This is a genomic window from Vagococcus teuberi (assembly GCF_001870205.1).
GTDB classification, from domain to species: domain Bacteria; phylum Bacillota; class Bacilli; order Lactobacillales; family Vagococcaceae; genus Vagococcus; species Vagococcus teuberi.
In genome coordinates, this window is sequence record NZ_CP017267.1 from 1,575,242 (window position 1) to 1,590,654 (window position 15,413).

The 15,413-nt window shown below is 31.6% G+C and carries 12 protein-coding genes; all 12 read right to left on the minus strand.

The window, feature by feature from the left end; translation table 11 throughout:
- Positions 1-4: 4 nt before the first annotated feature.
- Positions 5-1,831 (minus strand): type 1 glycerol-3-phosphate oxidase, encoded by a 1,827-nt coding sequence (gene glpO, locus BHY08_RS07600; protein WP_071457300.1) that lies wholly within the window; start codon positions 1,829-1,831, stop codon positions 5-7.
- Between the two features lie 17 nt (positions 1,832-1,848).
- Positions 1,849-3,354, minus strand: a complete 1,506-nt coding sequence (gene glpK / locus BHY08_RS07605; RefSeq protein ID WP_071457301.1) for a glycerol kinase GlpK — start codon at positions 3,352-3,354, stop codon at positions 1,849-1,851.
- Between the two features lie 152 nt (positions 3,355-3,506).
- The gene (locus BHY08_RS07610; protein ID WP_071457302.1) at positions 3,507-5,000 is read right to left on the minus strand and encodes a helix-turn-helix domain-containing protein; all 1,494 of its coding nucleotides are present in this window, start codon (positions 4,998-5,000) and stop codon (positions 3,507-3,509) included.
- Entirely contained in the window at positions 4,990-6,300 is a 1,311-nt protein-coding gene (locus tag BHY08_RS07615) for an NAD(P)/FAD-dependent oxidoreductase (RefSeq protein ID WP_071457303.1), read from the minus strand. Before BHY08_RS07615 ends, BHY08_RS07610 begins: the two co-directional genes overlap by 11 nt.
- A 107-nt stretch (positions 6,301-6,407) precedes the next feature.
- Positions 6,408-6,920 carry a GNAT family N-acetyltransferase gene (locus BHY08_RS07620; RefSeq protein WP_071457304.1) on the minus strand — a complete coding sequence of 171 codons (513 nt, stop codon included), beginning with the start codon at positions 6,918-6,920 and terminating at the stop codon, positions 6,408-6,410.
- 78 nt (positions 6,921-6,998) lie between these two features.
- Positions 6,999-7,901, minus strand: coding sequence for an AEC family transporter (locus tag BHY08_RS07625; RefSeq protein ID WP_157093652.1), 903 nt, complete (start codon positions 7,899-7,901; stop codon positions 6,999-7,001).
- Positions 7,902-8,205: 304 nt separating this feature from the next.
- Positions 8,206-11,544 carry a CDP-glycerol glycerophosphotransferase family protein gene (locus BHY08_RS07630; protein ID WP_071457306.1) on the minus strand — a complete coding sequence of 1,113 codons (3,339 nt, stop codon included), beginning with the start codon at positions 11,542-11,544 and terminating at the stop codon, positions 8,206-8,208.
- A 34-nt stretch (positions 11,545-11,578) separates the two neighbouring features.
- Entirely contained in the window at positions 11,579-13,132 is a 1,554-nt protein-coding gene (locus BHY08_RS07635; RefSeq protein ID WP_071457307.1) for a DUF2142 domain-containing protein, read from the minus strand.
- A 39-nt stretch (positions 13,133-13,171) separates the two neighbouring features.
- Positions 13,172-13,513, minus strand: a complete 342-nt coding sequence (locus BHY08_RS07640) for a DMT family transporter (RefSeq protein ID WP_071457308.1) — start codon at positions 13,511-13,513, stop codon at positions 13,172-13,174.
- Positions 13,510-13,860, minus strand: coding sequence for a DUF2304 domain-containing protein (locus tag BHY08_RS07645; protein ID WP_071457309.1), 351 nt, complete (start codon positions 13,858-13,860; stop codon positions 13,510-13,512). The genes BHY08_RS07640 and BHY08_RS07645 overlap by 4 nt, the downstream gene beginning before the upstream one ends.
- A gap of 4 nt (positions 13,861-13,864) precedes the next feature.
- Positions 13,865-14,575, minus strand: coding sequence for a glycosyltransferase family 2 protein (locus BHY08_RS07650; RefSeq protein WP_071457310.1), 711 nt, complete (start codon positions 14,573-14,575; stop codon positions 13,865-13,867).
- Positions 14,576-15,412, minus strand: coding sequence for a dTDP-4-dehydrorhamnose reductase (rfbD, locus tag BHY08_RS07655; protein WP_071457311.1), 837 nt, complete (start codon positions 15,410-15,412; stop codon positions 14,576-14,578).
- Position 15,413: the final 1 nt, after the last annotated feature.

Here is a 15,413-nt window from a genome sequence, read left to right on the forward strand (position 1 = left end):
TTACTCACCCTTCTGTCTTTAATTCTTCTAAGAAAGATTCAGACATTGCTTTTTCTAATTCATTTTTATAATTGCTTTCTTCTTCTTGTGTCCACTCAAAATAATGTGACATAGCATTCACTAATGCATCTTTTATTTCTTCTAAGCGATCACGTTTAAATAATAAATAATTTGTACGTCGTAAACTATAATCAACGGGAGTTAATGTCATTTCTTCTTCAAGTGAATACATTAAACTCATTGATTCTGCTTTAGTTAAACCATTAAATTCTGTTGTGTCATAAGCTAGTACTTTTTTCGTATTAGCCCCATAAAGGTTTGCAATATCTGCCGCTTCTTCTTCAGTTAAACCACTAGCTATTGCAAGTTTTGTAAATTCCTGTGTCATCTCTTCAACTTTCGTTGCATCAAACTCGCCACCTGACACTGGGTAGTTTTTAGAATCCACTAACTTATAGTTTTTATTTTTTTGTTCTTTTAATAATGATGCAATCACTTTAAGAGCACCTTCAGCCATTAAACGATAGTCGGTTATTTTACCACCAGCTAACGTCACAAGGCCATCTTTTGTCACATCTAAACTACTACCACGTGACACAGATGAAGAAGATACTTCTTTTTCACCACTACTTGTCTTAGCATCTTTAATAGTTTGCTCAATTACTTCTTTAGAACCATTTCCCGCTTCAAATTCTTTAACAGATTGAATAACTAAGTCCAAACTTTCTTCAGATAATGAGTCTTTAGAACCACCATTGTAATCTGAACCAGCATTACCAGATAATAAAGGTCTTAATCCTGCCCAACTTGCTTCAATATCAGATAAGCGAATATTACGATCTGGGAAGCGATTATTAACCACTTTTAGTAAATAATCAACATCTTCTTGTGTCACCGTTGGATGCATTAAATCTCCTGTATAATCAGTATCTGTTGTTCCAAAGTATGTTTTATTTTCTCTTGGAATCACAAAAACCATACGCCCATCGGATAAACCTGTATCGAAATAAACTGGTTGAGTCACAGGTAACTTGTCATAATCAACCACCAAATGAACACCTTTTGTCGGACGCATTTGACCAACAATTGTCTCATCATTTGATAAGCCACGAATCGTATCACTCCAAGGTCCAGTTGTATTCACTACGACATCAGCATGAATATCATATGTTTCATTCGTTAACACATCGACTACATGAACACCTGAAATTTTATTGTTTTCATCGTAAATAAATCCCGTTACTTTAGTTTTACTTAACAGATGAGCACCATCTTCATGAGCTTTTTTGATATTTTCAATAACAAGTCTGGCATCATTGTTTTTAAAATCAAGGTAAATCCCGCCACCTAAAAGATTTTCTTTAGCTAGATATGGACTTACTTCAAGCACTTCTTCTTTTGTCAATACTCTATTTTCATACTTGGTTCCTGTGACGTGAGCTAATTGATCATATAAATCCATCGCAATTCTCAATGAGAATAATGAGAATGTGTTATTAGGCTCATCATAAATTGGTAATAACATTGGATTTGGTTTAGGAATATGTGGAGCAATTTTTTGGACATTTGCTCGCTCACTCACTGTATCTGATACAACTTCAACATCAAAGGTTTTCAGATATCTAATACCACCATGAACTAGCTTAGTCGAACGTGAAGATGTTCCTTCAGCAAAATCTTGCATTTCAACTAAAGCTGTACTCATACCAGAAGCAGCGGTCTGTAAAGCCAGACCCGCTCCTGTAATACCGCCACCAATAATTAATACATCAACGGAATGATCTTTTAGATAGTTAATACTTTCTTGTCTCGTTTTTAAAGAAAAACTCATTTTTATCAGTCCTTATATTATTTAATTCTCTTGAATAGTTGTGTTGCTTTAACAGCTTCTGTCCATCCTTCATACAATTCTGTACGTTCTTCTTCACTCATTTGAGGAGTAAAGATTTCGCCTTCTTGTGTAAATTCTTTTAATTCATCCAAGTCTTTCCAGAATCCTACTGCTAAACCAGCTAAATAAGCTGCTCCTAAAGCGGTTGTCTCTAAGTTAGATGCACGTTGAACATTAATATCTAATATATCTGCTTGGAATTGTAATAAAGAATTATTGTTTGCCGCTCCACCATCTACTTTAATTAACGGAATTTTCACACCAGCATCTTTTTGCATCGTATCAATAACATCTTTCGATTGGTAAGCAATTGCTTGTAGTGTTGCTTTAACAAAATCTTCTTTAGTTGTTCCACGAGTTAAGCCAAATACTGCGCCACGTGCTTCTGAATCCCAATAAGGTGCGCCTAATCCAGTAAATGCTGGTACAACGTAAACACTATTATCACTTGTTGATTCATTTGCTAATTTTTCTGATTCAGCAGAGGAGTCAATCATACGCAAACCATCTCTTAACCATTGAACAGCTGATCCAGCAACAAAGATACTACCTTCTAACGCATAATAAACTTTACCGTTAATTCCGTAACCAATAGTTGTTAATAATTTGTTGTCTGATAATTGAGGTTTTTCACCAGTGTTCATGACGATAAATGAACCAGTTCCATAAGTGTTTTTAATTGATCCTTCTTCAAATGCTAATTGACCAAATAATGCTGCTTGTTGGTCCCCTGCCATACCAGCGATTGGCACTTCACTACCATAGAAGTGGTAACTTTGTGTATAACCGTAAATTTCTGAGTTACTTTTTACTTCTGGTAATAATGATTTTGGAATGTTTAATAACTCTAAAATCTCGTCATCCCACTCTAAGTCATGAATGTTATACATCATTGTTCTAGCAGCATTTGAGTAATCTGTTACGTGAGTTGCTCCGTTTGTTAATTTCCATAATAACCATGTATCAATTGTTCCAAAAGCTAATTCGCCTTTTTCTGCACGTTCTTGAGCGCCCTCTACATAATCTAGAATCCAACGAACTTTTGTAGCTGAGAAGTAAGCATCAACGACTAAACCAGTTTTTTTATGAATCATATCTGCGTAACCGTCTTCATTTAACTTTTCAGCTAAAGGAGCAGATTGTCTTGATTGCCACACAACAGCATTGTAAATTGGTTTTCCAGTTTTTCTATCCCAGATAACTGTTGTTTCACGCTGGTTTGTAATACCTATACCTTTAATTTGAGTTGGACGAACACCTGACTCGATTAATGCGCCGGCTATAACAGATTGTACCGAGTTCCAAATTTCATTTGCATTGTGTTCTACCCAACCGGATTCAGGGAAGATTTGTGTAAATTCTTTTTGAGAACTTCCAACACTATTTCCTGCTTTATCAAAAATAATTGCTCTAGAACTTGTTGTACCTTGGTCTATCGCCATAATATAAGATTTTTCTGTCATGATAATTCCTCCCAAACACTTAAGATAGCGTTTTCTTTTTGATAGATTCATTCTACCCTTTTTTTTATAAAACAAACAGTCAATATTTATTTATTTTTACAAATAATTGACTGTTTCGTGTTGTTTATTAAGTCATACACTACTTAGACCAATTATAATTGGATTTTTTTAACGTTTATTTCTTTTGTCATTTTATTTGTAGAAATATCTCGAATGAGCCGAGTAATATGAATCACATCATACGTTGTACCTAATTCTGATAAAAGATACGTTTGAGCTTTAGCGTGATTAATTGGCTTGTTGCTTATCACTAAATCAAATGATTTAGACGCATCATACTCCATACATCTCACACCATTTAAACAATTTAGTTCTTTAATCAAGCGGGTGGTTGATACTTCTTGATACACATCTTCTAATACAAGTTTGACACCAATTGTTACAGTGCGATTAATTTGACTATCGATTAACGCAATAATATGAAGATACTGTAATTTTGAGTAGTCAATTAGCGTCTTATTATGGTCTAAGCTTAGTCCTTCATAGTCTCCTTCGACTGACGAAAAAAGTCTTTCAATTAACGGTGAAATTACATGCCCTGACCATTCTTTTTCGGTTTCTATAATGTATTCACGTGATAATACTTCAATAATTCCTCTAAAAAAATATAATCTATAATGCACACGTGACAAATAATAATTAACTTGGCTTTCCAATTGATGTGATAGCTTTAGTGGTGCATAGTATAAAATCAACGACTCTAAAATAAAGGTATCCACTAATTCAACCGGTGTAAATTTGGAGCGAAGTATCTCATATTTATAAAAATCATTTTGAGACATCGCTTGAAAACTCATTAAAAAGCAAAAATGAATCATTGCTTCTTCCTCATCTACTTCAACAGCGTAGTGCCCTAAAACACGTAAAACAATTGATTTTAACTCAAGATAAAGTGTGTCTCGTTCATAAGGTTCTATTGCTTTTTTTAGTTCTGTATAGATTGGTGAGGCGTAACTAATCCTTTTTTTTGAAATAATCAGCCATAGATTAATACGTTTCATGTTTTCAAGTAAAAAATTAACACCTAATCCTCGCTCTATTGCGACAATCAATGATTGTTGTTTAAATGATATCTCTTTTTGTGCATAATTATCTAAATACCAATAAAAGCAATAGTAAAAGTAACGAATCTGACTTTCTTCTCCAACTAACTTTCCCTGCCAAATAGTCAATCCAAACTCTTTCAGCGACACATTCAACTCTTTAATTTTACGAAAAAGTGTCGACTCACTGATTCCTATTCTATTAGTCAATGCAACTGTTGAATACTCAAAATGATGATACAGATAGTTCATAATTTGATATTTAATGGAGTCTTTATACAAATGTGTTTCAATCACTTCTAAAGAAAAACTGGGAGCTAACTCTAACATGACAAGTGCCCCATCATAAAACAAAGTTGCTTCTTTTTTATATGTATCATTGATCCACATCAAATCCTCAATGTACGTTTCAAGAGATGATTTACTAATACCAAGCTCCTTGGCTAATGAGCTAATCTTCGACGTACCACCACGAAGTAATAGACTTTTTAGAAGTTGTAATTGTTTGGCTTCTTTTTTTTCAAGTAACTCATCAAATCTCACCCATATCATCTCCTTTTCCAAACACATCCGGCAGACCTAACGATGTATTCGCAAAAACAGCATTGTAGAAATGAGGTAATTGACTAAGATTCCTTATATCTATCCTCTCTTTTATCATTAGGGCAAAGGTGTTTATTTTATCTAAAATTGGTTCTTTAGAAATAAGCTGCACACCCAACAAGTGATAATTTTTCCCACCATAAACTAATTTAATACTAACTTCTTTTTTACTAACTGTTGATATTGGCAAGGTAATAATCACACTTTTAACTTCCGCATCATATAAAAAATCTTCTGATTCCATTAAACCAGTACTCGCCAAATAATGATTAAATAATTTAATTCCAACTGTTTTTAACATTGGTCTAAGGGTTTCTTTTTTTTCCACAATATTTTTGGCACACGTCATACTCGTTTGTACCGCATTGACAATCAATGGGGCATAAACTCGTGCATGAAATAGAAAACTTGGCACTTGTATCAAGTCCCCTATCGCATAAACGTCAGGAATAGATGTTTCTAAATAATCATCAACATAAAGTGTATTATCACTATTAGCTCGTAGTTGTTGATTAAAAATAGATAATTCAGGTCGTACACTATTTGCACTAAGTACCATCTTATCAGTGATGTTCATCGTTTTTCCATTTGATAGTACTAACCTAGACTCATCAATTTCCTTTACTGTCTCACTAAAATGAAACGTCATATTGGGAATGTCTCCTGTTGTAGTGTAAAAAGATTCTAAAAAATCCTTATCGAAATACTTATATAGCGGATAATCCATCGTCTCAATGATATGGACTTTTTTTCCTTGATAGATTAACCCACTCGCAAGCTCCATTCCAGCTTGTCCAGCTCCTATAACTATAACTTCATCAATATTACTTAATGTGTTTAATATCTGTTCAGCTGATTCTTTATCTTTATACGTTTTAATACGATCAAAATCATCTTCCATTTTTGATGATTTTTGTGATGAGCCAGTTGCTAACACTAATTTATCAAAGGACATCAATCCTTTTGTTGTATCGATTGTTTTACCCGTAAAGTCATAGGATAAAACTTCTGTATCCGTTAATACATTAATCCCAGTCTTTTCTAATTCTTTCTTTGTCATAAAATAGGCTTCTTCTAATGAATCAATTTCACCATTCAACAGCATAGATAACCCACTAGGGATATAACCTATTTTTGCCTTTTTTTCTATCAGTACCACATCAAATGACGGATACAACTCTTTTACCTTAATCGCACAATGAATGCCCGCAAATGAGCCACCAACGATTATTACCTTCATTTCTACCCACCTCCAACACCAATAAAAAATCGATTTCTTTAGTATCTTAAAACACATGCTTTATAAATCGATTCTAGCAAATATTTAACTGTTTTAACATCTTTTTATTAGTCTTCAATTACTAACTCATAAGCAAAACGTTCACCATCGATATCAGAGGCAACATATACTATCCCTCGGTAAACAAAATCAAACTTTTCTAATAAAGCTTGCATGGTTAAATTCACTCTGTGCGTATCGATTCTCACAGCTGAGCAACCTTTACTTAATGAAATGCTCAATATATTAGAGAAAAAATAATTTGCTAACCCACATCCTTGATAGTTAGATGAAATGGCTACTCGGTGAATCACAACATAATCAGACGTTTGCTGCCAATTGGATAGGATCTTATAATCTTCATCCTCTTGATTAATCATAGCTAAATAACCAACCACTTGGTTATAATAAACTAAGACATAGCCATAATGATGATCAATATCATCATAAACCATTGACTCATTTGGGCTGCCTTCTTGCCATTGTGGACTTCCACTTTTTTTTAATACTTCCTTTGCTTCTTCAATGATGGTCACTATTTGTGGTACATCTTCTTTTCTCGCTAATCGTGTATAAATCACGTCACTCTTCCTCTACGTTTAGTTTTAAAAATTATACCATATAAACAAAAAAAGCATCCTCTCAGATACTTTTTTCGTTTATATTAATGACATAATAATTGGTAATGTTACCATACTTGTGACAGTTGTCAATGCAATATATTGTGATACTTTTGTTCCTGCACCAGCATATTCTTCTGCCAAAATAGCATCCAGCGAACCTACTGGCATTGAAGCAAGCAGCACTAAAACACCTAAAATAGTTGGATCTGTGATAAAAAATTTCAATACTGGAATAAAAATAATGGGTATAATAATCGCTCTAACAAATAGAAATTGTAAATTATCTTTATCAAAGAACAACTCTTTTAGTTTTACTTGTGAGAACAAACTACCATTGATAATCATTGATAAAGATGCCGTCATAATCGACAAATCAACATTAAAAGTATGAATTGGTTTTGGTAATTTTACACCAAACATAAACAACGCAAAACCTACTACAGCTGCTAAAATAGCTGGTGTGGTCAAAATACTTCGAATTCTGATTTCTCGACTATTTGATAAAAACATAATCCCTACTGTGAATAAGAACAAGCTTGTTACTGTATTACACACAACTAAGACAATCAATCCAACTTCACCATATAATTTTCCAACAATCGGAATTCCGATAAATAATATATTGGAAAAAGTTAAACTAACTACCCATAAACTTCGTAACATATCTTTTTTCTTAAATAAAGTTGCAATTAAATACGTAATAAGTAATGTCGCCACAATCATAATAAATGTATAAATAGCCGTTTGTTTCATCATAATTAATAACCGGTCACTTTTATCTACTTGAAAACTATTAATAATGGCCGCAGGTAAAGCAACTGTTGTCAGTAAATAACCAATATAAATATTGGCTCCTGGTGAATACTTACCTCGTTTATTTAACCAAACACCTACAAACATAAAAAAAATTAATACAATTGTTTCATTGAACACGGTCATTCCCAACTTACTTTCCCCCAATTCTTGACGCTACACATCCATACTTACTAAACGTCTGAACCCATTTTATAGCTCACTCAAAACACTGTCAATGCGGACATTATAAAGAATAGGCTTACATTCAATTATTTTTTTATTGGAGGGTTAATCAATAAAAATAAAAAAGAGGCCGACACAAAAGTATTATAAGAGAAAAATCCCATGAAATCCGTTAATTACAACGTTGATTTCATAGGATTTATATTTTGATAGTTAAGTGATTTTTATTTAAAAAGTTGCTTTTGGGTCAACTTCTTAAAATAATTCATTTATTTAGCGGATCTATTTCTTGATAAAATCGTTGAATTGTTTTTTCATTATATTGTATATAATCAAATGATTTAAAATTACCTTCAAATTGATAAATACGATGCAAACCATGATATATATCTTCTACTTCTATCCCCTCAGTTAACATACCATATTCTTCATTTTTTCCAATAACATTAATATTTGCAGGAATATTAGAACCTAATATTTTTAAACCCAAAACCATAGATTCTAGCAATACCATTGGTTGCCCTTCATAATATGAGGGTAAAATAAATAAATCTGTTTTTTTGATAAAATTAAAAGGATTTTTAATATGTCCTAATAAAAATACTTTACCTTGCATTTTCTCAGTCTTAACAGTTTCGGTTAATGAGGCTTCCAGAGGTCCTTTTCCTAGAATAAACAATCGACTGTTTGGAACATCTTGATTAAATCTAGCAAAAGCTTGAATTAAATGTGTTTGATTTTTCTCAGGTGATAGCCTTCCCATATTTACAATATTATAATAATTTGAATCAAAACTTGGGACTTTTTGATAACTCAAATCAACCCTAGGTAATCTAAATTCTTCTGTATTATTTTGTTTTTCTTTTTCTTTAAAATTAAAATAGACATCTTCTGATACAGTATCAATAAAATCAGCTTGAACATATCCTATACTTTCTTCAAGACTAAGACAAATATGATAATATTTGTCTTCTCCTACCCATGCAATTTTATCGATTAAAAAAATCTCATCAACATAATTTTCTGATGTGCTAATAATCATACTATTTGTGGTTCCTTTTGGTTCACTATAAATATTTACTGACACATTAGTATTGAACTTACCATATAATGTTGTTCTTTCTATTTTTGACGTATAACCAACAGGAGAAACTAACTCTTTTTTCTTCAATTTACCATTGAAATAAAATTTTAAAGGTGATATAGACGTTAGTTTATGCGTTCTTTTCAAAGGACGAGGAGACATCCAACCGATTACTTTTCCGTTATATTTTACTCTAACATAACGTCCTCCACTAGTCTTGGCTATTTTATCAGTTTCAATATATCTATCTTTAAAATATCCAATATAGGTTATTATTTCATCTGTTTCATTATTTTTACGAATTTGATTCCAAATTGGTTGTTTTAAAGGGTATGATGCAGTTGAAATAGTATGATACGGTTTAACATTATATAATTCGAATTCCTCTTCTTTAACATAATTTTGATCAATCCAGCCTACGTATATATCATTTACACTAATTTTGACGTAAATCTTGTCATGAAATAAATAGCTAGCGTATTGTGTTATTTTATCATCTAATCGCAATGATAGTCCAAATGATTTTTCTAGCTCTAAATCAGATAAATTTTTATAAACTTTAATAGTAGTATTATTTAAGACTTTAAGCCGCTTCCTTTTAACTATTAACTTTTCACCATCTGATTTAACCGATGAGTTTTCTTTCCCCAATATCTGATTGATATTAATTGTATTGTATACATAAGACATTTGCTCTTTAGTTACATAGTCGCCTAATTTTTTTAAGTTAACATCTCTTGTCATGGGTGACACACTTAATAATTTATCAAACATAAAGTAAATAGAAAATAGTGCATTTAAGTCATTGTACTGTGGCATTTTGCCATCAACTTCCCTCATTGAATCAGCTACCAAATCATTATGCATAAATGCCACATACTTTTCTGCATTGGCCGATAAAATATGACGCCCCCAGAAATAACTATATCCACTAAAATCTATTGATACATCAAACTCAAGATTAGCTGTCAATCGAGCCATTTCTCGTACATAAGCCTGTTTTGGATAAGCATTTCTATTATTTTTCGGTAAACCATTGACATTAAAGTTACTATCTAACTTTTCCTCTTCCTTACTGAAAATAGCATGACCAAATCTAAAAATCAATCGAGCGTTTTTATTAATCTCTTCAATATTTTTAACCGATTCAATCGGACTTCTAGAATTTAATATAACTGTGACATCATATTTGTCATAATCAATATTGTTAACTAAATTTAATGCACTAGATGTAATTCCATTACTTTTCATTGCTCCGGGAAATAGTAAAATCTTTTTCTTGTCGGAGTCAACGTGATATTCTTTCATATCTTCTATCTTTTTGTTTTCAAAAATTCGCTCAATATATTTTTTTGTCACATTTCCATCGTCATAAGATACCATTTTTTTTGCCAACGTTTTATAAGCATTTTGATAGTCCTTAAAATATTCTTTCACATGACTGATACAATCAAATAAATCTGGTAAAGTCTCTGCAGTTGGCCCTGGTAATTCACTTTCTTCTAAATACATTCCTCGGTTTCTTTGATACAAATCTTTATCCCACGCATAAAAAATAATTGGTTTATTTGTCACTAAAAAATCAAAAAATATACTAGAATAATCTGTCACTAAAATATCCGTAATAGCCAATACTTCATTGGCATCAATTAAATCTGACACTAAATGTTGACTTACCCTTCCATCCTCTAAGACCTTGTTTGCAATAAAGGGATGAACTTTAACTAGTACATCATATTCATTTTTAAATTGATTAGCTAACTGTAATGTTTCTTCAACAATTTGATCAATATCATCTGTGGTATTGTGAACAGAACTTCCTTTCCACGTCGGGCAAAATAAGATGATTTTTTTTTCAGTTAATTTTGCACCATAGTTTTCAATTTTTCTTACAATCTCACTCCTATTAGAATTAAGAGTAAAATCAATTCTTGGATAGCCACCTTCTAGAACTATCCCTGGATAAATACCTTCTAATTTGTAGCTTTTTATAAAAATTTCTGATGTATGAGCGTTAGGTGACAAAATATAATCTGCCATTAAGAAATTTCTTAAAACATTTTGTGAATGATTAGGATTTCCAGGAATATCAAACCCCATATGTTTTAATGGTGTTCCATGCCAAGTATTAATATACACTTGCTCTTTTTTCTTAACAAAAAAAGATTCAAATGTTGAGTTATTAATCAAATATTTCGCTGTTAGCAATACGTTTACGTACTCCAAACTATTCCGTTCAACAAATGTTACTTTTTTTTGTAAATTTTGCGGAATGCTTTCTTTAATAAATGGAACATCAGGATTAATAACCCAGACGTGTTTATACTTCGAAAAACGAGTATCACTAACTAAGGATAAAAACATAGCATATGGTGAATCAACAATTGATTTTCCATCTCTTGATTCATAAACAATTAAGTACTCATCAACAGTTGTCGACTCATAATTGGCACCATAATACTGACTCTTTTTCTTGTTGAAGTCACTTTTAAATTTTCTTTTTAATTTATATAAAACCATTTTAAAGTCCTTTCCATACTGATACTTCTATTAATTAATAGTACGCACCTACCCTTAAAGTAGCCATCCAAATTAAAAATAATATGGATATAAATAATATCGTTTTGTCATAGACTTTTTCATTAAAATAAGTTTGTTGGTTTAAATCATCTACTGCAAAAACCTTCTCTGACAAATTCAAAATAAATGTTAATAAAATAAATATACCAAAGAAATATCTTCCTTGAACACCTTTAATAATAGGTTCTCCAACACCTGTAAACGTTAAATACATAATAAAATTAGTTAACAAAATAATCCCTAGTGACACACCAATAATGGCTAATTTAAAAAATGGATTGATTTTATTTACCAACCGTCTTGGATACATAAAGACAACCGAACCAATAAACATCAAGTATAAGGCATACGCAATATCAGAAACATGATATGACCAACCAAACGTAAAATATTGTTTTAATAGCAACACTGTATTTGTTCCACCAATCAACATTGATTGAAGAAATGCCTTAGGATGAGAGATTATATGACTAATTTGCTTACTTTGGTCAACTGAACCAGGTAAATCTGTTGGTTCTAATGTCGAATAATATTTAGTCCATAACAAACCAACTGCAATAATTAATACAATCGCAATAAAATTACTTAGATAAACTTTTTTCGACTCATATCGTTTGATAGGGATAAATAGCATCAACCCAATCAACATAATATATGGTAATTTTGTAAAGGCCATCAGTCCACAAAGAACTCCTACCACTGCCACATCTTTATATGTGATTGCTTCTTTTTTATCAAATAATTGAATAAATTTCGCTGCTATCAATAAACATAGGCCGTAAAAAAAAGCATCCTGACTAAATGATGCAGCGATATAGACAGGTAAATGTTGTATAGAAAAAACTGCAATAATCATTTTCCATTTTCCAGCCATTTTCACTGCAAAAAATGCCATAATAGCATACATTAATAAATTAAAAAAGCGTCCCAAATAGAACATGACTCCTAAATTACCATTAGATAACACTTTACCCAACCAAATACCAAATGCACTTGGTAAATACATCACTGTACTGTATGGTCTCGTTGCTTTAATTTTTGTTTCACTTTGCTTATTTTTATCAGTTTTCATACTAAATAATTTTGTATGAAAGAAGTTTTTCTTTGGATCTAACCTATTTATACCATTATATCCAGTCATTTTGTTCAACTTGTCATAATCTTTAGAAATCTGTAACTTATCATTATCATTTTGTAATTTGAAATTTCCCTCTGATATATAGACGGCTCGTCCAAAGTGAGCTGGCTCATCTAACACATCAAATACAGGAGAAAAAATAACAAAAAAAGAACCCATCATAACAATTGTCACAAATACAACATTTTCTGTTTTAAAAAATGATGTTGCTAAAATAGGAATAATCGATAGACCAAAAATTAAAACAACAAACTTCCAATAGACATTATCAAAGCCTGTGGAATAACTTGCTCCAAATATTGTTAACCCAGCAGCAATAAGTAGAAGATATTTATTTTCCCAGCAGACATCAAATAAAGATTTTATTGATTTTTCCATTTGTTCAATCAAACTCTTTCTCTTTCGTAGATTTTAAAAAAACTCTGTTGATTAACCTTTATTAATCAACAGTGTTCCCGCTAAAATAAGTACGATACCAATGATTCCATATAAACTAATCTCTTCTTTTAAGACTACTGAGGATCCAACTAGTATCAATACATTTGTTATTCCCAATCCTAAAGGAACAATATAACTAACATCAGATTTTGAAATGATAATCATCCATAAAACAAAACTTCCTAAATAACATAATAAACCCAAAATGCTTAATCCAGGAAAATTCATATTCAACTGATTATTAATGATTTTGATTGATAAATCTGATGAACCTAATTTAAACAAGATAATACCTGATGAAGATAGTACCACGTAAATAAGAAATAATATCATTGATTCCTCTCCTTTTCTTCTGATTTTTCTTTTAAGATTGACACTTCTTGAATTAATTTTTTTATTTCATTACTTTGTTTGGTGATTTGTTTTGTAGAAGAAATCAGTTGAAGTAAACTAAACAACACTGCCATCACCAATAAGAAATTAGACATTGTTTCAAATCCTAAAACCTTACTTAACGATTCTGGTATACTAGGAAATACAGCAAACACCACCATAATGAGAGCTACTGCTAACCACATCAATGAATATTCTAAGCTAAACGTAGATTTTCTAATAGAACGAACCACAAAAAATAAAAAAAGTAAGGAAAAAAGAATCATTGATAAGTATAATGCATCCATTTCTCTAGTCCCCCTTATCCGACAGTAAAATAATAGACGTTAACACTTCGACCATGTAACGAACTGATTTAAATGGTGTAATAGAAGATTTTCCTTCTGTTCTTTCAAACATATTCACACCAATTTCTTTAACTCGTCTATTTTGTTTAATAAGAATAGCATTCGTCTCTGGTTCCGGATATTTTCGAGGATAGTTTTTAGCAAAATACTCAATAATTTGCTTATTAGCTGCACGATAACCCGAAGTCACGTCTAATATCGTCACACCTGTTCTCATTTTGATAAAAAATGAAATCAAATTAATTCCCATTCGCCTAAATACAGATGTTTTAAACTCTGATGGTGATCCTTCAACAAATCTAGAGCCTATAGTAAAATCTGCTCCACTCTCCATAATTGGCGTAATTAAATGCTCTAAAGATTCGATATCATGCTGACCATCACCATCAAACTGTACAGCAATATCATAATTGTTATAATAAGCATATAGATAGCCTGTTTGCACAGCACCACCTATACCTAAATTATTAATTAAATGAATACTAGGAATATCATGAGTTATTAATAACTCTCTAGTATTGTCTTTAGAACCATCATTAATCACAATATAATCTAAATCAAACGATATTTTTTTCTTATAATCTTCTATAGACTGAGCTGTTTGTAAGATACTTGCTGCTTCATTGTATGCAGGTATTATAATTAGAACCTTCATCTACACTCTCCTTAAAAAACTTGTTAAAGCATCTGTCCATGTTGGAATCACAAAGCCTAATTGCTTTGTTTTATCTAAGTTTAACACAGAATACATTGGTCGTTTTGCTATTTGTGGATAGTCACTTGAAGTAATTGGAAGTACTTCAACCTCAGTATCCTTTAAAATTTCTCTAGCAAATTCATACCAACTGCACACGCCATCATTCGATAAATGATACATGCCACAAGGTGCATTTTCTTGAATCACAAACACCATAAATTCAGCCAAAGTCTTTGTCCACGTTGGACGACCAATCTGATCATTAATCACTGTTAATGTTGGATGAGTTTCCGATAATTTTTTCATTGTATAAACAAAGTTATTACCGTATTCACCAAACACCCAAGATGTACGAATAATATAGTAATCATCTTTCATGATTGATTGCACAACTTCTTCACCTAACAATTTTGCCTTACCATATTCATTTTGTGGATTAGTCACAGCGTTTGTTACATATTCATATGTGGTTTCTCCATCAAATACATAATCTGTACTAATATAGACTAATGTAGCCCCCACTTTTTTAGCTACATTAGCAATATTTTCAGTTCCTGTTACATTAACATCATGATTAACCTCTTTGCCTTCATCTTCTGCTTTATCAACTTGAGTATAAGCTGCACAATGAAAAATGACAGCTGGGTTTATTTTTTTAACAACTTCTTCTACTTGTTCTTTATTTGTAATATCCAATGTTTCTTTCGTTGCGGCAATATATGGTAACTTTTTATCATCTAATAAGTGACATAATTCTTGTCCCAATTGACCGTTGCTTCCTGTTACTAAATACACC